12 protein-coding genes are annotated in these 18,871 nt (G+C 71.4%); 7 read left to right on the top strand and 5 right to left on the bottom strand.

The window, feature by feature from the left end:
• The first annotated feature begins 112 nt into the window (after window positions 1–112).
• The 3 genes from ACGFIQ_RS17825 (at window position 113) to mshC (ending at window position 2,823) form a co-directional block, all read left to right on the top strand.
• On the top strand, window positions 113–703 hold the full coding sequence (locus ACGFIQ_RS17825) for a DUF3090 domain-containing protein (protein ID WP_357074116.1): 591 nt from the start codon (window positions 113–115) through the stop codon (window positions 701–703).
• Window positions 700–1,518 carry an SCO1664 family protein gene (locus ACGFIQ_RS17820; protein WP_393244787.1) on the top strand — a complete coding sequence of 273 codons (819 nt, stop codon included), beginning with the start codon at window positions 700–702 and terminating at the stop codon, window positions 1,516–1,518. The genes ACGFIQ_RS17825 and ACGFIQ_RS17820 overlap by 4 nt, the downstream gene beginning before the upstream one ends.
• A gap of 66 nt (window positions 1,519–1,584) precedes the next feature.
• The gene (gene mshC / locus ACGFIQ_RS17815; protein ID WP_393244785.1) at window positions 1,585–2,823 is read left to right on the top strand and encodes a cysteine--1-D-myo-inosityl 2-amino-2-deoxy-alpha-D-glucopyranoside ligase; all 1,239 of its coding nucleotides are present in this window, start codon (window positions 1,585–1,587) and stop codon (window positions 2,821–2,823) included.
• A 604-nt stretch (window positions 2,824–3,427) separates the two neighbouring features.
• Here mshC and ACGFIQ_RS17810 read toward each other — a convergent pair.
• Window positions 3,428–4,219 (bottom strand): GntR family transcriptional regulator, encoded by a 792-nt coding sequence (locus ACGFIQ_RS17810; RefSeq protein ID WP_393245429.1) that lies wholly within the window; start codon window positions 4,217–4,219, stop codon window positions 3,428–3,430.
• A 177-nt stretch (window positions 4,220–4,396) separates the two neighbouring features.
• Window positions 4,397–5,266: a PAC2 family protein gene (locus ACGFIQ_RS17805; RefSeq protein ID WP_357558847.1), complete on the bottom strand. Its 870-nt coding sequence runs from the start codon at window positions 5,264–5,266 to the stop codon at window positions 4,397–4,399.
• A gap of 277 nt (window positions 5,267–5,543) precedes the next feature.
• On the opposite strand from ACGFIQ_RS17805, the gene metH reads away from it, so the two are divergent.
• The 3 genes from metH to ACGFIQ_RS17790 all read left to right on the top strand — a co-directional run bounded on the left by metH (window position 5,544) and on the right by ACGFIQ_RS17790 (window position 11,367).
• The gene (gene metH, locus ACGFIQ_RS17800; RefSeq protein WP_393245427.1) at window positions 5,544–9,044 is read left to right on the top strand and encodes a methionine synthase; all 3,501 of its coding nucleotides are present in this window, start codon (window positions 5,544–5,546) and stop codon (window positions 9,042–9,044) included.
• Window positions 9,045–9,229: 185 nt separating this feature from the next.
• Window positions 9,230–9,922: a response regulator transcription factor gene (locus tag ACGFIQ_RS17795; RefSeq protein ID WP_393244782.1), complete on the top strand. Its 693-nt coding sequence runs from the start codon at window positions 9,230–9,232 to the stop codon at window positions 9,920–9,922.
• On the top strand, window positions 9,919–11,367 hold the full coding sequence (locus ACGFIQ_RS17790) for an ATP-binding protein (protein ID WP_393244780.1): 1,449 nt from the start codon (window positions 9,919–9,921) through the stop codon (window positions 11,365–11,367). Before ACGFIQ_RS17795 ends, ACGFIQ_RS17790 begins: the two co-directional genes overlap by 4 nt.
• Before the next feature lie 203 nt (window positions 11,368–11,570).
• Here the strand turns inward: ACGFIQ_RS17790 and ACGFIQ_RS17785 are convergent, their stop codons facing one another.
• Window positions 11,571–13,712 carry an MMPL family transporter gene (locus tag ACGFIQ_RS17785; RefSeq protein WP_393244778.1) on the bottom strand — a complete coding sequence of 714 codons (2,142 nt, stop codon included), beginning with the start codon at window positions 13,710–13,712 and terminating at the stop codon, window positions 11,571–11,573.
• Window positions 13,713–13,714: 2 nt separating this feature from the next.
• Entirely contained in the window at window positions 13,715–14,167 is a 453-nt protein-coding gene (locus ACGFIQ_RS17780) for a hypothetical protein (RefSeq protein WP_393244777.1), read from the bottom strand.
• Window positions 14,168–14,661: 494 nt separating this feature from the next.
• Between ACGFIQ_RS17780 and ACGFIQ_RS17775 the strand changes: the two genes are divergently transcribed.
• Entirely contained in the window at window positions 14,662–17,133 is a 2,472-nt protein-coding gene (locus tag ACGFIQ_RS17775) for an ATP-binding protein (protein WP_393244775.1), read from the top strand.
• 61 nt (window positions 17,134–17,194) lie between these two features.
• Here ACGFIQ_RS17775 and ACGFIQ_RS17770 read toward each other — a convergent pair whose 3' ends face one another.
• Complete coding sequence (locus ACGFIQ_RS17770; protein ID WP_393244773.1) at window positions 17,195–18,703, bottom strand: cellulose binding domain-containing protein; 1,509 nt, start codon at window positions 18,701–18,703, stop codon at window positions 17,195–17,197.
• Window positions 18,704–18,871: the final 168 nt, after the last annotated feature.

Below are 18,871 nucleotides of genomic sequence, written 5' to 3'. Positions count from 1 at the left end.
GCGGGGCCGCCACGCCCGGTTATTGCCGCTGGTACGCCGGGCGCGCCGCCCCTGGGGCGATTCGGGTCGGTGGGGTGCGCGGTGCCGTGGCGGGCCGGATAGGGTCGTGGGTATGACCCACCAGGTGCACGCCTTCGAACCGCCGGAGCGGTTCGTCGCCGGGACTGTCGGGCCGCCGGGGGAGCGCGCGTTCTTCCTGCAGGCCCGCGGCGGCGGCAGGCTGGTCAGCGTCGCGCTGGAGAAGGTTCAGGTGTCCCTGCTCGCCGAGAAGCTGGAGGAGCTGCTCACCGAGGCGCAACGTCGCTTCGGGGTGGACCTGCCCGAGCTGGCGCCGGTGATCGGCGACAACGAGCCACTGGACACGCCCGTCGACGAGGAGTTCCGGGTCGGGACCCTCGGGCTGGCCTTCGACGTGGACACCGCGACCGTGGTGATCGAGGCGATCGCCGCGGGCGAGGTGGAGCCCGAGGTCGAGTTGGGCGACGAGGACGACGAGGACGCCGACGACGACGATGTCGAGGACGACGAGCCGGACGAGGACCTCGACCGGCTCCGGGTCCGGCTCACCCCACAGGCGACCCGCCAGTTCATCGAGCGGGCCCGGCGAGTGGTCAACGCGGGTCGGCCTCCGTGCCCGCTCTGCGGCCAACCGTTGGACCCCGCCGGGCACCTCTGCCCGCGGCACAACGGTTATCACCGGTGACCTCGTCCGGCCTCCAGCCTCGCCAGGACGGCGACGCCGCGCTGCGGTTGCTGCGTGACGGCACGCTCGACCTGGAGGGTCGGCTGGTCGACGCGTCGAACACGACGCTGCGCGGCATCCTGACCCTGGACGGGGCCACCGCCCGCTGCGTCTACAAGCCGGTCCGCGGTGAGCGTCCGCTCTGGGACTTTCCCGACGGCACCCTCGCCGGCCGGGAGGTCTCGGCGTACCTGGTCTCCCGGGCCACCGGCTGGGGCCTGGTGCCGCCCACCGTGCTGCGTGACGGCCCGTTCGGCCCCGGCTCCTGCCAGCTCTGGATCGACGAGCCGGAGGACGCCGAGCCGCTTGTCGGGTTCGTGCCGGCCGACGAGCTGCCGCCGCGCTGGTTCCCGATCGCCGCGGCCCGCGACGACGACGGCACCGCGTACGCCCTCGCCCACGCCGACGACCCACGGTTGGCCCGTCTCGCGGTGCTCGACGCGGTGCTCAACAACGCCGACCGCAAGGGCGGTCACGTGCTGGTCGGTGCCGACGACCGGATCTACGGGGTCGACCACGGGGTGAGCTTCCACGTGGAGGACAAGCTGCGTACGGTGCTGTGGGGTTGGGCCGGCAAGCAGTTGCCCCCGGACGCCGTGGAGATGCTCGACGGGCTCGCCGGGCAGGTCGCCGGGGCGCTCGGCGCGGAGCTGGCCGATCACCTGACGATCAGCGAGGTGACCGAGTTGGCGTCCCGGATCGACAGGTTGCGGGAGACCTGCCGCTTCCCGCAGCCACCGGAGGACTGGCCCGCGGTGCCCTGGCCGCCCATGTGACCCGCTGTCATCTTGATCACCCGTGGGACGCTCCGGCGTCGTGGGCGGGCTGGTTAGGCTGATCCCATGGAGTCTTGGGCGGGACACGAGGTGCCACGGCTGCCGGGCAGGGGCGAGCCACTGGCGTTGTACGACTCGGCGCGGCAGGGTGTCCACCCGAGTGAGCCGGCCGACGCGGGAAGCATGTACGTCTGCGGCATCACCCCGTACGACGCCACCCACCTCGGCCACGCCGCCACCATGATCACGTTCGACCTGGTGCAGCGGATGTGGCGCGACGCCGGCCGCCCGGTGCGCTACGTGCAGAACGTCACCGACATCGACGACCCGCTGCTGGAGCGGGCCGCCCGCGACGGCGAGGACTGGGTGGTCCTGGCGATGCGCGAGACCGCGCTGTTCCGGGAGGACATGGAGGCGCTGCGGATCATCCCGCCGGCGCACTACGTGGGTGCGGTCGAGTCGATCCCGGACATCGCCGACAAGGTCGAGGTGCTGGTCAAGGACGGCGCCGCGTACCGGCTCGACGACGGCACCGGCGACGTCTACTTCGACATCTCCGCCACGCCCCGCTTCGGCTACGAGTCGAACCTGACCCGTGAGCAGATGCTGGAGATCTTCCCGGAGCGCGGCGGCGACCCGGACCGGGCCGGCAAGCGTGACCCCCTGGACCCGCTGCTGTGGCGCGGCGCCCGCGAGGGCGAGCCGTCCTGGCCGGGCGGCGAGTTGGGCGCTGGTCGCCCGGGTTGGCACATCGAGTGCGCGGTGATCGCGCTGAACCTGCTCGGTGACCGGATCGACGTGCAGGGCGGCGGCAACGACCTGCTGTTCCCGCACCACGAGGCCTCCGCCGCCCACGCCGAGCGGCTCACCGGCCAGGCGCCGTTCGCCGAGCACTACGTGCACGCCGGGATGATCGGCCTCAACGGCGAGAAGATGTCCAAGTCGCGCGGCAACCTGGTCTTCGTGTCCCGGCTGCGCGCCGACAAGGTCGACCCGATGGCGATCCGGCTGGCGCTGATCTCCGGGCACTACCGCAGCGACCGCACCTGGACCGACGAGGTGCTCACCACCGCGCAGGAGCGCCTGGCCCGTTGGCGGCAAGCCGCCGCCGCGCCCGCCGGGGCGTCCGGGGTCGAGCTGCTGGCCGAGGTACGCGCACGCCTCGCCGACGACCTGGACACTCCCGGAGCACTGGCGGCAGCCGACCGCTGGGCCGACGCGACCCTCGCCGGCGCCACCGACGACACCGACGCCCCGGCCCTCTTCGCGGACACCGTGGACGCCCTGCTGGGCATCCGCCTCTGACCCCCGTGCGGTTCGCGTTGCCGTGATCGACTCGGGCTCCTGAATGTCGGGGTGTCCGGGCCCGTGTGATGCCCCGGTTTCCAGGAAGCCGAGTCGATCAACGCGTCACGGCATGAACGCCACCTCGGGGAAGGACCGGCTCGGGCCGCTCATGACGTGACCGCCCCGGCGCCGTAGGGCCTGGCGAAGAACGCCAGCGCGTACGCCTGCCGGTCCGCCAGGCCACCCGCCCCGCCCAGCCCCCCGCCACCCGCCCAGCCCCCACCCGCCCAACCACCTGCCCACGTCCCTGCACACGTCGATCATGGAGTTGTGGTGCCTGGCGCATGACGGTATGCACCTTTCGTGGGGCACCACAACTCCATGATCGACGAAGCGCTCGGGTGTGACGAGTCCCAACGTCCCGCAGCCCGCCTGCCCCGATCTTGCAGTTCCTGTCCCGTCGAAGGGGGCGGGACGGGGCATAGGGGCGGCGGTTTCTGCAAGAGCGGCGGACGGGGCGGCGGCGGGGCGGGCGGGGTGGGGTGGGCCTGGACGGGGCGGCGGCGGGGTGGGGCGCGTGGGGTGGGGCGCGGCGGGGCGGGCGGGGCGGGGCGGGTTCGGGTCAGCCCAGGACCAGGCCGGGGTCGGGTTCCGGGTCCGGGGTCGGGGCGGGGATCTTGTATTCCTCGGTGAGGGTGGTCATGGGGCCGGGCCAGGTGGCCTGAGCCACCTCGATCGGCTTGCGGTTCGCGTCGTAGGCGACGTGCAGCAGGTGCAGCACCGGGGTGTCCGGCCGGATCTGGAGCGTCTCGGCCTCCTCCCGGCTGGGTTGGCGGGCGCTGATCGTGTCGGTGGCCGAGACGTAGCGCCGCCCGGTGGCCTCCTCGGCCTCCTGGTAGAGGGGCCGGCCGAACGCCTCGGTGCGCTCCAGCGAGGTGCCGGCGGTGTCGCGGGGCAGGAACCAGGAGGCGCCCACCTCGACGGGGGAGTCGTCGGTGCGGACGAGGTGTCGGCGGCAGAGCAGGTCGGTGCCGTCGGGCACCCCGAACGCGTCGGCGACCTCGGCGGGGGCGGGGGCGCGACCGACCGAGACGAGTTGCTGACGGTATCGGGCGGCGAGGTCGGTGTGGTAGCCGCGGAAGCCGCCGTACCGGCCTCGGGAGAGGCGGTTGAGTCGGCGGCGGGTGCCGCGGACGAACGTACCGGAGCCGGGTTTGGTGATCAGGATGCCCTCGACCCGCAGTTGGTCGACGGCGCGTTGCACGGTCTGTTTGGCGACGCCGAACATCTCGGCGATGGCCGGGATGGACGGCAGCCGCTCGCCGGGACCCCAGTCGCCGCGGCGAACCTGGGCCTTGAGCTGCGCGGCGATCTGTCGGTGCGGGAACTCGGCGGCCCCGGGGTTGATCTGCACACCCACCTCCTTGATCACATCTAGGTTCCTAGGATGCCTTAGGGGGTGTGACGGCGCCACCCCGGACACGCGAAAACGGGCCCTCGAACCAGGAAAGGTGCGAGGGCCCGCGAAAATCCGAGGGCCCGCAGAAGCCCGAGGGCCCGCAGGAGCCCGAGGACCCGCAGGAAGGCGGTGTTACCAGGAGCCGGCGGTGGGGCCGGCCGAACCGCCCCGGCGCCGCAGGTACTTCTCGAACTCCTGGGCGATCTCGTCACCGGTCAGCGGGGTGATGCCCTCGTCGCCGACCCGTTCCTCCAGCTCGCGGACGTATTCACCCAGCTCGGCGTCCTGTTCGGCGGCGCTGCGCACCCGCTGCTCCCACTCGGCGGACTCCTCGGCCAGGTCGGCCATCGGCACCGGCAGGTCGACGACCTCCTCCACCCGGTGCAGCAGGGCGAGGGTGGCCTTGGGGCAGGGCGGGTTGTTGGCGTAGTGCGGCACGTGCACCCAGAACGAGACGGCGTCCACCTCGGCACGGGAGCAGGCGTCGTGCAGCACGCCGACGATCCCGGTCGGCCCGTCGTAGCGGGTGGGGGTGAGCTGGTAGCGCTCGGCGGCCTGCGCGTCGGAGGCGCTGCCGCTGATCGGGAGCGGCCGAGTGTAGGGAACGTCGGCCAGCAACGCGCCGAGCAGCACCACCCGTTCCACCTCGAGACTGTGGCAGATCTCCAGCACCTGCTCGCAGAACGTCCGCCAGCGCATGCTCGGCTCGATGCCACGGATCAGCACCACGTCGCGCTCGGTGCCCTCCGGGCTGGCCACCATGAACCGGGTCGTCGGCCATTCCACCCGGCGGGTCTCCCCGTCGGCCATGGTGATGGTGGGCCGGCTGACCTGGAAGTCGTAGAAGTCCTCCGGGTCCAACTCGGCGATCTGCCGGGCGTTCCAGACCTGCTCGAGGTGCTCGACCGCGGCGGTGGACGCGTCGGCGGCGTCGTTCCAGCCCTCGAACGCGGCGATGGCTACCGGGGACCGCAGCACCGGCAGTCCGTCGAACTCGGTCACGCCGTCACCTCACCCTGCTCGTCGCGGCCGGCGCCGGGGTGGCGCCCGGTCGTCATACCGTGGGGCACGGCGGCGTCCCTGTTGTCCTTCACGTCCGTCAGCCTACGTGCCAGCCGAGGGTACGGCCTGTCGGCCGCGCCGGTCGGGCGCCCGGAGGCCCGGTCATACACGAATGAACCGGACAGGGTGATCCCGCTGACACAATTTGGGATCGGGCGCCGAGGGGCGCTGTGGGGAGGGAGTGCCGCACTAACCTGAACGGGTGCGGACTTCGTTGATGGATGTGCTGGCCGACCGGATTCTCATCGCCGACGGTGCGATGGGCACGATGCTGCAGGCCGCGGACCTCACGCTGGACGACTTCGACGGTCTCGAAGGGTGCAACGAGATCCTCAACATCACCCGACCGGACGTGGTGCGTGGGGTGCACGACGCCTACCTGGCCGCCGGCGCGGACTGCGTGGAGACCAACACGTTCGGCGCCAACCTCGCCAACCTCGCCGAGTACGACATCCCGCAGCGCATCCGGGAGCTGTCCGAGGCGGGCGCGCGCATCGCCCGGGAGGCCGCCGACGCGGCCAGCACCCCGCAGCGGCCCCGGTTCGTGCTCGGCTCGATCGGGCCGGGCACCAAGCTGCCCACCCTCGGGCACGCCCCCTACGCGACCCTGCGCGACGCCTACCAGGAGAACGCCGCCGGTCTGATCGAGGGTGGCGCGGACGCGTTGATCATCGAGACCTGTCAGGACCTGTTGCAGGTCAAGGCGGCAGTGGTCGGGTCGAAGCGGGCGATGGCCGAGCTGGGCCAGTCGGTGCCGATCATCTGTCACGTGGCGGTGGAGACCACCGGCACCATGCTCGTGGGCAGCGAGATCGGCGCGGCCCTGGCGGCGATCGAGCCGCTCGGCGTGGACCTGATCGGGCTCAACTGCTCGACCGGCCCGGCAGAGATGAGCGAGCACCTGCGCTATCTGTCACAACACTCCCGCATCCCGCTGTCGGTGATGCCGAACGCCGGACTGCCGGTGCTGACCGCCGACGGGGCGTATTTTCCGCTGACTCCCGTGGAGCTGGCCGAGGCCCTGGAGCGGTTCATCACCGAGTACGGCGTGGGGCTCGTCGGTGGGTGCTGCGGCACCACCCCGGAGCACATCCGGGTGCTGTCCGAGCGGTTGCACGGTGTCACCGCCCCGGCCCGCGAACCCCAGCACGAGGCGGGCGTCTCCTCGGTGTACCACCCGGTGCCGTTCGCCCAGGACGCGTCGGTGCTGATGGTGGGGGAGCGGACCAACGCCAACGGTTCGAAGGCGTTCCGGGAGGCGATGCTCGCCGGCGACTGGCGCGCCTGTGTGGAGATCGCCCGCAGTCAGGCGCGCGACGGCTCGCACCTGCTCGACCTGTGCGTGGACTACGTCGGCCGGGACGGCACCCAGGACATGCGCGAGTTGGCCGGCCGGTTCGCCACCGCGTCCACCCTGCCGATCATGTTGGACTCCACCGAGCCGGCGGTGATCGAGGCCGGGCTGGAGATGCTCGGCGGCCGGTGCGTGGTCAACTCGGTCAACTTCGAGGACGGCGACGGCCCGGAGTCCCGCTACGGGCGGGTGATGCCGGTGATCCGGGAGCATGGTGCCGCAGTGGTGGTCATGTGCATCGACGAGGAAGGGCAGGCGCGCACCGCGGCGGACAAGGTCCGCATCGCCTCGCGCACCATCGACGACCTGACCGGCCGGTGGGGGATGGACCTCTCCGACATCCTGATCGACACGCTGACCTTCCCGATCGCCACCGGGCAGGAGGAGACCCGCCGCGACGGACTGGAGACCATCGAGGCGATCCGGGAGATCGCCCGGCGTTACCCAGGGATCAACTTCACCCTGGGCATCTCGAACATCTCCTTCGGGCTCAACCCGGCGGCCCGGCAGGTGCTCAACTCGGTGTTCCTGCACGAGTGTGTGCAGGCCGGCCTGACCTCCGCGATCGTGCACGCCAGCAAGATCCTGCCGATGGCGAAGATCCCCGACGAGCAGCGGGAGGTCGCCCTGGACATGGTCTACGACCGGCGCCGCGAGGGGTACGACCCGTTGCAGCGTTTCCTGGAGCTCTTCGAGGGCGTCGACGTGACCAGTGCCCGGGCCAGCCGGGCGCAGGAGCTGGCCGCGTTGCCGCTGGACGAGCGGCTCAAGCGGCGGATCATCGACGGTGAGCGCAACGGCCTGGAGGCCGACCTGGACGAGGCGATGGCCGGCGGCCGGTCCCCGCTGTCGATCATCAACGACATCCTGTTGGACGGCATGAAGGTGGTTGGTGAGCTGTTCGGCTCCGGCCAGATGCAGTTGCCGTTCGTGCTCCAGTCCGCCGAGGTGATGAAGACCGCGGTGGCCTACCTGGAACCACACATGGAGACCATCGAGGACGGCGGCAAGGGCCGCATCGTGCTCGCCACCGTGCGCGGCGACGTGCACGACATCGGCAAGAACCTGGTCGACATCATCCTGTCCAACAACGGCTACGAGGTGGTGAACATCGGCATCAAGCAGCCGATCAGCGCCATCCTGGACGCCGCCGAGCAGCACCGCGCCGACGCGATCGGCATGTCCGGGCTGCTGGTGAAGAGCACAGTCATCATGAAGGAGAACCTGGCCGAGATGGCTACCCGCGGGGTCGCGGAGCGTTGGCCCGTCCTGCTGGGTGGGGCGGCGTTGACCCGCGCGTACGTCGAGGACGACCTGCGGTCGATGTTCCCCGGGCAGGTGCACTACGCGCGGGACGCCTTCGAGGGGTTGTCCCTGATGGACAAGGTGATGACCGCCAAGCGCGGCGGCGCGCCGGTGATCGACCCGGAGCGGGAGGCGGCCCTGGCGGCGCGGCGGGCCCGCCGGGAACGGCAGCGGTCCATGGTCACCGAGTCCCTGCCGGAGCTGCACGACTCCTCGATCCGCTCCAACGTGGCCGCGGACGTGGCGGTGCCCACCCCGCCGTTCTTCGGCACGCGCGTGGTCAAGGGCGTGCCGATGGCCGACTACGCGGCGTTGCTCGACGAGCGGGCCACCTTCCGCGGGCAGTGGGGGCTCAACGGCGCCCGCGGCGGCAACGGTCCGTCCTACGAGGAACTGGTGGAGACCGAGGGTCGGCCACGTCTGCGGTACTGGTTGGACCGGCTGATCGCCGACCAGGTGCTGGAGGCAGCCGTGGTGTACGGCTACTTCCCCGCGTACTCCGAAGGCAATGACCTGGTGGTGCTCGACGAGAACGGGCACGCGGAGCGCGCCCGGTTCTCCTTCCCCCGCCAGCGGCAGGAGCGGCGGCTCTGCCTGGCGGACTTCTTCCGGCCCAAGGGCGACCAGCTCGATGTGGTCGCGCTGCAACTGGTCACCGTCGGTCAACCCGTCAGCGAGTACGCGGCGAAGCTGTTCGCCCGCAACGAGTACCGCGACTACCTGGAGGTGCACGGGCTGTCCGTGCAGCTCACCGAGGCCCTTGCCGAGTACTGGCACCGGCGTATCCGGGCCGAGATGACGCTGCCCGACGGCCGTCCGCTGGGTCACGACGACCCGACGGACCTGGCGGGGATCCTGCGCAACGACTACCGGGGCTGCCGGTACGCGTTCGGCTACCCGGCCTGCCCCGACCTGGAGGACCGGGCGAAGATCGTGGACCTGCTCGGCTCGGAGCGGATCGGCGTGGAGCTGTCCGAGGAGTTCCAGTTGATGCCGGAGCAGGCCACCGACGCGATTGTGGTCCACCACCCGGAGGCGAGCTACTTCAACGCCAAGTAACGCGGGCAGGTGCCCTGACCTGCAACCTGAGGTCGTCCGGTCCTCCCCCTGCTCATGAGCCGACGGTCGGTTCCATTTCTGAGGTGTCCGTTAGAGCGCGGTCCCCAGCGACGCTCTAATCCTGGCCTCAGGTTGATCGGGGACAGTGAGCGGCAAAAGCATCGACTGGGAGGGGGCGGTCCGGCGTGCGGATCATGATCGCGGATGATGACGCGGCCATCCGTGAGTCGCTGGAGCGGGTGCTCCAGGTCGAGGGTTACGACACCAGCACCGTCGCCAACGGTCTCGCCGTGCTCGACGGGGTCGGTGAGGCCGGCGGTGACACGCTGGATCTGCTGATCCTCGACGTGATGATGCCCCGTCTCGGCGGGTTGGAGACCTGCCGGCGGTTGCGGGCCGCGGGTCGGGATCTGCCGGTGCTGATGCTGACCGCCCGTGACCAGGTCTCCGACCGGGTGGCGGGGCTGGACGCGGGCGCCGACGACTACCTGCCCAAGCCGTTCGCCACCGAGGAGTTGCTGGCCCGGGTGCGGGCCCTGCTGCGCCGGCGCACGCCGGGCGACGGGGAGTCGCAGATCCTGTCGTTCGCCGACGTCCGGGTCGATCCCGACAGGTTCGAGGCGTGGCGTGGCGGGCGGCCGCTGCGCCTCACCAGGACCGAGTTCTCCCTGCTGCAGGTCCTGGTGAGCAACGCGACCCGGGTGTTGACCCGCGACGCGCTGTTCGAGGCGATCTGGGGCTTCGACATGAGCGCCACCGCCAACAACCTCCAGGTGTACGTGAGCTACCTGCGCCGCAAGATGGAGGCCGAGGGTGAGCCGCGATTGATCTACACGCTGCGCGGCCTGGGATACACGTTGCGGGAGACTCCTCCGTGAGCAGGCCCGCCGGCCGGGAACCGCGCCGGCTGACCCGATGGTGGCGCCAGCGGTCCCTGCGGACCAGGCTGACGGTGATCTCGGCGACAGCCATCGCGGTCAGCGTGTTCGTGGCCTTCCAAGTGGCCAGCGAACTGCTGGACGGGAAGCTGCGGGACACCGCCGAGGAACAGCTGCGCGCCGACTCCCGCGTCCTGGCGGCGAACGCGGAGCGCGCCGGTCTGGCGCAGGTCCAGCTACCGCCGTATCCCGGATCCGGTCGGCTGGTGCGGGTCATCCTGCCCGACGGCTCGACCCGGACGCCGGCCGGCCAACCCGCGTTGCCTCCGGTCAGCGAGCACGCAAGGCGCGTGGCGCAGGGCGCGTCGAACGACCTGCTGGAGTCGACCGACTGGAACGACGGCTACCGCATCTACACGCTGCGGGCGGGCGACGGCGGGGTCCAGGTGGCCGACCTCGCCGACGACACCCCAATCAACCAGTTCGGGTTCGGCATGCTGCTGATCGGGCTGTTCTGCGTGGTCGGCGGCGCCCTTGTCGGGCGGACCGTGGCGCGGACCGGGCTGGCACCGATCGACCGGCTGACCGCCGCCGCGGTACGTGTCGCGCGCACCCAGGATCTCGACGCCGACATCCCGGATGAGGGCGGTGGGGAGATACGGCGGCTGATCCAGTCGATCAATGACATGCTCACCGCGCTCCGGGACTCCCGGCGGGCCCAGCGGCTGCTCGCTGAGGACGCCGCCCACGAGCTCAAGACCCCGCTCACCAGCCTGCGCCTCAACGTCGAGCTGCTGATCCGGCTCGATCGGCGCGGCACCCTGGACAGCGCACTGCCGGCGGAGAGTCGGACTCGGCTGCTCAACGATCTCGGCGCCCAGGTGGCCGAGTTGAGCACCCTTGCCGCCGAGCTGACCGACCTGGCGCGCGGTGAGGTCAGCGACGAGAACACCGAGCTGCTCGACCTGGCCGACGTGGTGGTGGCCGCCGCGACCCGGGCGCGTTCCCGCGTGCCCGACATCGAGATCGCGCTCGACGTGACCTCCGTGTGGGTGAGTGGGCGTCCCGCCGCGCTCCAGCGGGCGGTGCTCAACCTCATCGACAACGCCGGCAAGTGGTCTCCCGCGGACCAGCCGGTCCAGGTCCGGCTCCGTGCCGAGGGTGCGTCGGCGGTGCTCGAGGTCGACGACGCCGGGCCGGGCATCGACGCCGCCGACGTACCGCGGGTGTTCGACCGGTTCTACCGTGCCGACAGCGCCCGGGGGTTGCCGGGATCCGGTCTGGGGCTGTCGATCGTGCAGCGGGTCGTCGACGCCCACGGCGGCCGGGTCACCGTCGTCCGCTCCGCACGCGGTGGGGCGCTGCTTCGGGTCGACCTTCCGGCCGCGGCCCCGCCCGCCCTGATCGCGCGGTTCACCGCCGGGGAGGACACCGCGGTGCGCTGACCCGCCCCGGCGGCGCAGGACAAGGGACGGCGGCCCTCAGGCATGGCCCCGCGCGGCTCACCGTCGGGGCAGGACACCGCGGTGCGCCGACCCGGCCCTGGTCGCACGGCACAGGACCAAAGGGTGACGACCGTCGGGCCCATGAAAAGATCCGGGACGGGTCTGGGTCCCCGTCCCGGATCTCGTCCGCGCCGCGCTAACCGTTACCGCGCGGGCTCCTTGTCGTCGGCGAGCGACTGTTGACCGTCCGGCGGCTGCACCGTCGGACGGGACAGCCGGTTCGGCCACCAGATCCGCCGGCCGATCAGCAGGGTGAGGGCGGGCACCAGGACCGACCGCACCAGCAGGGCGTCGAGCAGTACGCCGAAGGCGACCAGGAACCCGACCTCGATCAGCATCACCAGCGGAAGTGTGGCGAGGACCGCGAACGTGGCCGCCAGGACCACACCTGCCGAGGTGATGACGCCACCGGTGGCGGAGAGGGCCTTGAGCATGCCCTCTCTGGTGCCGAGACGCACGGTCTCCTCCCGGGCCCGGCTGGCCAAGAAGATGTTGTAGTCGACGCCGAGCGCCACCAGGAACAGGAATGCCAGTAGCGGCACCGAATAGTCGATACCTTTGAACCCGAGGATCGTGTCGAAGACGAACACGCTGCCGCCGAAGGCTGCGGCGAATGAGACGATCACGGTGGCCATCAGGATCAGGGGGGCCACGATCGCGCGCAGCAGCAGCCCGAGGATGATCAGGACGACGGCGAGCACCAGCGGGATCACCAGCTTCTCGTCGCGGCTGGTGGTCACCTCGGTGTCGAGGTTCTCCGCACTCGGCCCGCCGACGATCGCCTCCGCCCCGCTCACCGCGTGCACGGCGGTGCGCACCCGCTTGATCGTGTCGTACTCCGCGACGGTGTCCGGCGCGTCCGTCGGAAACACGGAGATGTCGGCCCAGCCACCGCTGGTCTGACCCGGGACGGCCAGGGCCACACCGTGAGTGCCCTTGACGATGTCGAGCACCCGCTCCTGGTACGCCGGCCGCGTGAAGATCGTCATCGGCTGGCCGCCGAGCTCCGGGAAGTGCTGGCGGAGAACGGTGAAGCCGGTGACCGACTCCGGCGCGGACAGGAACTGGTCCTGCTCCCGCAGGGCGCCGGTGTTGCCCGCCAGCCCGATGGCGAGAACGCCGAGGACTCCGAGCGAGCCGAGCGTCGCCACCCACCGGCGGCGGTTGATGGCGGTGCCAAGCCGTCCCCACAGCCCCGGCTTCTCCTCCACGGCCGTGCTGAACCGCGGGATGGCCGGCCAGAAGATCCGCCTGCCGAGCACCACGAGCACCGCCGGGAACAGCGTCAGCATGGCCACCAGCGCGCACAGGATGCCGGCCGCACCGATCGGGCCCAACCCGCTGGTGCTGTTCAGGTCCGCGACGAGCAGGCAGAGCAGGCCGGCGACCACGGTGGCCGCGGACGCGACGATGGCCGGTGCCGCGCCGCGTAGCGCGTGGAGCATCGCAACCCGGACGTTCTCGTGGTGGCGCAGTGTCTCCCGATATCGAGCGATGAGCAACAGCGCGTAGTCCGTGCCGACGCCGAATACCAGGATCGTCAGCAGCGCCGAGTTCTGGTCGTTGACCACGATGCCGAAGCCCTTGACGAGCAGGTAGACGGTCGCCATCGCGGTCAGTGCGGCCGCGCCCACGGCCACCAGCGGGATCAACCACAACACCGGGCTGCGGTAGGTGAGGATGAGCAGGAGCGTGACGACGACAACTGTGGTGAGGAAGACCTGCAGGTCGATGCCGTCGAAGACGGCGTCCATGTCGCCGTCGATCGCGGCCGGGCCGGTCACGTCGAGTTCCAGGCCGGCGGGGCGGTCCTTCGCGGCGTCACGCAACGGGCCGACGATGGCCTCCGGTGCGCCGTAGGTCGTGCTCACGTCGAGGGTGAACATCATCGCCTTGCCGTCGGTGGAGAGTCCCGTCGGTGGGCCCTCGTCGTCCTCGCCGGCCGCCGCCACTGTCGGCGGGTACCGCTTGGCAAGGGTGTTGTAGTGGCGCTCGACCGTCGCGCGGTCGGCGTCGGTCATGCCGCCGGCGCGGTGGTACACGAAGACGAACGTGTTTTCCTCCCCGCCGGGGAGACTGTCCTCCAGCACCGCCACCTTGGTGGACTCGGCACTTGCCGGCAGGGTGTCCACGGCGCTGTCGGTGGTGACCGAGCTCAACTTTCCGCTCAGCGGCACCATGACCGCTGCCAGCGCCACCCACAAGCCGATCACCAACCACGGCACCCAGCGGCCTGCCAACCGACCGGCCGGCGCTTCCCCGGACGGCGCTGCGTTGACTGCCATCACTAGCCTCCTACATGCGGGTTACATCGCTCATCTGACGCCTGCTTCATACCGAGCGAATCTGAGACGACCGTTAATGCGGCGCTCAGGCCGGTTGGCCGATCCAGGTGCCCAGCGCACGCACCAGCTGGTGGCGTCGAGTCCTGCCCGATAGGCAAGGCCCAGGCGACGCAGCCGTCGGGCTGGATGAGCGACGCGTCGACGTCCACCCGGTCGGTGCGGGCGGTGACGGTGTTGACCCGTCCGGTCCACCCGGCCGCGTCGCGGACCTCCGCGCGGTCGACGAGGTCGAGCAGGAGCCCACAACCCTCACGCAGCAGGGCCGCCGACCGGGTCACCGCGGTGACGACGTCCGGGTCGGGCCGCTCCAGCGTCCACGTCATGTCCGGGCACAGGGTGCCGACAAGCCGGCGGTCGTCGCCCAGGTCGTACCGGACGACCGTGCCGCCGAGCATGTCGGCGACGTACCGCAGGAAGTCCCGTTCTGTACGGGCAGCCGCCGTTCGGTGACCGAGTTGGTCGCAGCCCTGGCCTAGTGCTGCTCTTGTTTGATCTAGACGAGACTGCCTGGCGTTCCCAGCGGCCAGGCTTGTGTATCGCGGTCTGCCTGAGCAGCCATGGCAGACGCACCCCTGGGCCGACCGGGTGAGGCCCAAGACAGGCGCCCTGACGCACCTGAGGTCGCCTGGCGGGCCGCCGGACCATGAAATCCGGCGCCACCGTCCCGAACCGACCGGGGTTGGACGGCCGAGATCGGAATGGCTTTGCGCCTGGCTCGGGATCCGCGAGCGTGAACTATGGCCGCCGATCGCAACCTGAAACCTGGTGACTCGTCGAGGTATCGCCATGGCGATACTCACACTCGGTCCACAGTGGCCCGAAATTCGTCACGCTCATGCGAGCATCAAGGCACGTTACGTAACTGCGGGCGCTCGGTGGTGGGGGGAGCATGCCCAAGAGTCAGGTGCGACGTGACCAGTTCGGAGGCGTCCTCAGGACCCTCCGCTTGGAGCGGCGGCTGACCCAGGAGGAGCTTGCCGAGGCGGCCGGCGCCAGTGTTCGCGGGATCCGGGAGATGGAGCGCGGCCGGGTCCGCAGCCCGCAACGACGGACGGTGGCGCTGCTCGCCGATGCCCTGCGGCTGGCCGGGGCCGACCGCGACCGCTTCGTCGCCCTGGCCCGGGTCGAGCGGCAGCCGCACGACCGAGCGCCGGTGCCGGACGAGGGCGTCGCGGTGCCGGGCGACCGCGCGGAGGTGCCGCACGATCGGGTGCCGACGCCGTACGACCGCTCCACGGCGGTCGTACCCGGGGAACTGCCCGCCGCCGTTCCGGACCTGGCCGGTCGGGCGGAGATCCTGGAACGGCTCTCGGCGCTGGCCGCCGACGTCACCGCGGGGCAACCGGACACCGCCTCGGTGGTGGTGCTGCACGGGCCGCCGGGGATCGGCAAGACCAGCCTCGCTGTCGCCGCCGGGCATCGGCTCAGCCCGGCGTTCGCGGGCGGGCAGCTCTTCGTCGACCTGCAGGGCGCCTCGCCGGACGGCCCGGTCGACCCGGGCGAGGCGCTGGCCGGGCTGCTGCGGTCGCTCGGGGTGCCGGACAGTTGGGTGCCGGTGTCACCGGCGGAGCGGGGTGGTTTGTTCCGCACCCTCACCCGGGACCGGCCGCTGCTGGTGGTCCTGGACAACGCCGCGAGTGAGGCACAGGTACGCCCACTGTTGCCGGCCGGGCGGGGATGCCTCGCGCTGGTCACCTGCCGGCGTCCACTGACGGGTCTTGCTGGTGCCGTCCGCCTGCCGCTCGACCTGCTCGACCCGGCAGCCGGTCGACTGCTGCTCGCGGCGATCGTCGGTGCCGACCGGATCGCCGCCGAGCCGGCCGCGGCCGACCAACTCGTCAAACTCTGCGGCCGGCTGCCGCTGGCCGTCCGGATCGCCGGCAACCGTCTCGCCAGCCGGCCACAGTGGTCGGTCGGTTGGCTGGTGGACCTGCTCCGCGACCAGCGTCGGCGGCTGACCGTGCTGACCGCCGGAGACCTGGGCGTCCGATCCGCGTTCGAGGTCTCCTACCGGCAACTGGATCCGATGGCCGCGCGAGTGTTCCGGCGGGCCTCGCTGATTCCCGGCACCGACTTCGAACCCGCGCTGGTCGCCGCCGTGGCCGGCACCGGCGAGGAGACCGCGGCGGCGGCCCTGGAGGAGTTGGTCGAGGCCGGTGTCCTCCTGACCCTGGGCGACCGGTACCAGTTCCACGACCTGGTCCGGCTCTACGCCCAGGAACGCCTCGACGCCGAGGAGCAGCAGGCATTCCGGGCCGAGGCGCACGATCAGATGGTCGGCTGGCTGCTGCGGCGTACCCGGCAGGCCGGCTTGATGTTCGAACCGGCCGCCGCTCGGGTCGACTCGCCGTTCGACGACGACCGGGCGGCGGCCTACTGGTTGGATCGGGAGTCCGGCAACTGGCTGGCGGCGCTGCGCGACGCGGCCCGGCGCGGTCGGCACGCCGAGGTGGTCGCGGTCACCAGGGCTCTGCACTGGTACTCCGACGCCAACAGTCACCGGCACTCCTGGGACGAGATCTTCTCGCTGGGAGTGGCCGCGGCCCGGGCCGCCGGTAGCCCCCGCGACGAGGCCGTCCTGCTGAACTTCCTGGGCTGGGCCCGGTACTTCTGCCGGGACCGCAACACCGACGGGCTGGCCGCCCTGGACCGGGCGCTGGAGTTGGCCCAGCGGATCGGGGACCGCCGGGAGGAGGCGTGGGCGCTGACCTACAGCGCCGCGATCCTCATTCGGATCGGCAGCGGCGAGGCGGCCGTCGACCACTGCCTCCGGGCCGTGGGCCTGTTCCGCGAGATCGGGTACGCCCTCGGCGAGCACAGCGCGGCGGGCGTGCAGGGCGGGGCGTTGGCCGCGCTCGGCCGGTTCGCCGAGGCGGCCGACCTGCACCGCGCCGTGTTGGCGTTCTACTCCCGTGGCAGTAGCGGTCTCAGCCGTACCGGTGTGGCGGTGGCCAGGGCCGGGACGATGATGAGTCTCGGGGCGGACCTGGCCGGGATGGGCCGGTGGCGGGCCGCCGCCGACGAGTACGCCCGCGCCCGGCGGGTGTTCCACCGGTGCGGCGCGACGTTCAGCGAGGCCAACGCCATCCACCGGTACGGGCTCGCGCTCCAGGCGTTGGGTGAGGTCGACGCGGCGGCCGAGGCGCTGCGGGCGGCGTTGGCCCTGTATGCCGCGCTGTGCTGCCCGTGGTGGGAGGCGCAGACCCTGTCCGCGCTCGCGGCGCTGGCCGGCTCGGGTCCGGGCCGGGCCGCCGACGCCCGCCTGCTGCGCCAGCGGGCGCTCGACCGGTGCGGCGAACTGGACGCACCGGAGGTGCGGACCCTGCGCGCCAGCCTGCGACGCGAACTGGCCGAGTCCTGATTCTGAGCACGAGCCGGGCCCCGCCGACGATGCGGCGGGGCCCGATGTGCAGGGACAGGGGTCAGTTGCAGGTGGTGCCGTTGAGGGTGAACGGGGCCGGGACGGCGGGGGAGCCGGCCGCGGTGAAGCCGAAGTTGACGGCGCCGCCGGTCGGGATGCTGGCGTTGTGGTTCTCGTTGGTGACAGTCACCGCCGCGCCGGTCTGCTGGAAGATGCCGTTCCAGTGGCCCTGGACGAGTTGTCCACCCGGGAAGGCGAAGCCCAGTGACCAGCCGTTGGCGGCCGGGCCGTCGTTGTAGACGGTGACGCTGGCGCTGTAGCCGGTGCCCCACGAGTTGGTGACGACGAAGGAGACCCGGCAGGTGCTGGCGATCGTGGTCGCCGGCACGATGTTGCCGTAGTCGTCGCGGGCGGTGGCGAAGTCCTGGAAGCCGAAGCCCACGCCCAGTGACCGGGTGGTGGTGCCGGCGGCGAGCACGGTGCCGTTGGCGTTGACGGAGTAGACCGGGCCGCCACTGTCGCCGCCCCGTGCGGCCTCGTCGCCGTCGAGTTGGGTGGCCTCGACGAGGTCCTCGATGTCGTCGTAGTGGAAGTCGACCCGCAGGTTGCAGACCGGACCGCCGATCTCGCCCGCGGAGGTGTGCCCGGACTGGCACAGCAGTTGGCCGGGGAAGACCTCGGTCCAGCGGAGCACCTTGGCGCGGACCTCGTCCTGCTGACCGCCGACGTAGAGGTGGTCGCCGGGTGTCGACGTCGAAATGATCATCGTGTCGTGGTCGTCGTTGCTGTCGACCGCGTAACCGACAAGCGTGCCGGTGCCGGTGGACAAGCCGACGTGCCAGGGCGAGCCGATGGCACCGCAGTGTTCGGCGGTGAGGAGGTAACCGGCGTCGGTGTCCACGTTGCGGACGCCGAAGCCGGCGGTGCACCAGGGTACGGTGACCCCGATGCTCGCCCCGCCGTCGAACGGCGCGGCATCGTTGGCCCGTGACCGTTCGACCATCCGGTCGCGTTCGACGAAGCTGGTACGCACGCCTGTGGCCGGCAGCTTCGGCAGCTTGGCGCCCGCGGTGTAGTCCACGCCGATGTCGATGCCGGTGCCGTCGGTGCGCAGCCGGACCGAGTGGCTGGCGTCGGCCGGGTTGGCCTTCACCGCCGGGGTGAGGGCGGCGGCCGCCTTGCGGAGTTCGGCCTGGGAGTAGGTGGCCTTGGCCACCTGGACCGGCGCGGTGCGGCGGGCGGCGGTGACGGCTGCGGTGACGTCGGTGGGTAGTGCACCCTTCCACCACAGGGTGACGTGGTCGTCGACCAGGCCGATGCCGGCGTAGCCGCGTGCCGGCGCGCGGTCCACCGCGGTGCGGATGACATTGGCCGCGTCGACAAGCGGGGCCTGGGCCACCATCCGGTCCACGATGGGTGCCGGGATGATGTCGAGGATGGAGGCGGGGGCTGGGGTCGCCCCGGGCTGGCCGGACTCCGCGTACGCGGAGGTGGGACCGGCGAGCGCCGTCGCGCCGACCAGTGCCCCGGCGATCACCGTTCGGGTGATCGCTTTCCGTATTGATGTCATGCCGCTGAGTCAAGCAACGTCCGCTGCCGGGAGACAGGCACGACGCCCGGCAGGAGTCAACAAGCCGGTGGTCCTGCCGGCAGTCTTCAGAGGCTTTTGTGGCAGATGCGGCGACACAAAGTGCAAGATCGCGGAGGTTGGGGGTTATGGAGGGCCCCCTGGACATCA

Origin of the sequence: Micromonospora sp. NPDC048898, from assembly GCF_043198035.1 — a bacterium.
In the GTDB taxonomy this organism is placed as follows: domain Bacteria; phylum Actinomycetota; class Actinomycetes; order Mycobacteriales; family Micromonosporaceae; genus Micromonospora.
Note: the sequence above shows the minus strand (reverse complement) of the source record. Positions and strands in the feature narration are given on the sequence as shown.

What these genes read in the sequence shown, in the direction of transcription:
- ACGFIQ_RS17825 (WP_357074116.1), top strand. Translation starts at nt 113, where the DNA reads ATGACCCACCAGGTGCACGCCTTCGAACCGCCGGAGCGGTTCGTCGCC.
- mshC (WP_393244785.1), top strand. Translation starts at nt 1,585, where the DNA reads ATGGAGTCTTGGGCGGGACACGAGGTGCCACGGCTGCCGGGCAGGGGC.
- metH (WP_393245427.1), top strand. Translation starts at nt 5,544, where the DNA reads ATGGATGTGCTGGCCGACCGGATTCTCATCGCCGACGGTGCGATGGGC.
- ACGFIQ_RS17785 (WP_393244778.1), bottom strand. Translation starts at nt 13,712, where the DNA reads ATGGCAGTCAACGCAGCGCCGTCCGGGGAAGCGCCGGCCGGTCGGTTG.
- ACGFIQ_RS17780 (WP_393244777.1), bottom strand. Translation starts at nt 14,167, where the DNA reads ATGCTCGGCGGCACGGTCGTCCGGTACGACCTGGGCGACGACCGCCGG.
- ACGFIQ_RS17775 (WP_393244775.1), top strand. Translation starts at nt 14,662, where the DNA reads ATGCCCAAGAGTCAGGTGCGACGTGACCAGTTCGGAGGCGTCCTCAGG.
- ACGFIQ_RS17770 (WP_393244773.1), bottom strand. Translation starts at nt 18,703, where the DNA reads ATGACATCAATACGGAAAGCGATCACCCGAACGGTGATCGCCGGGGCA.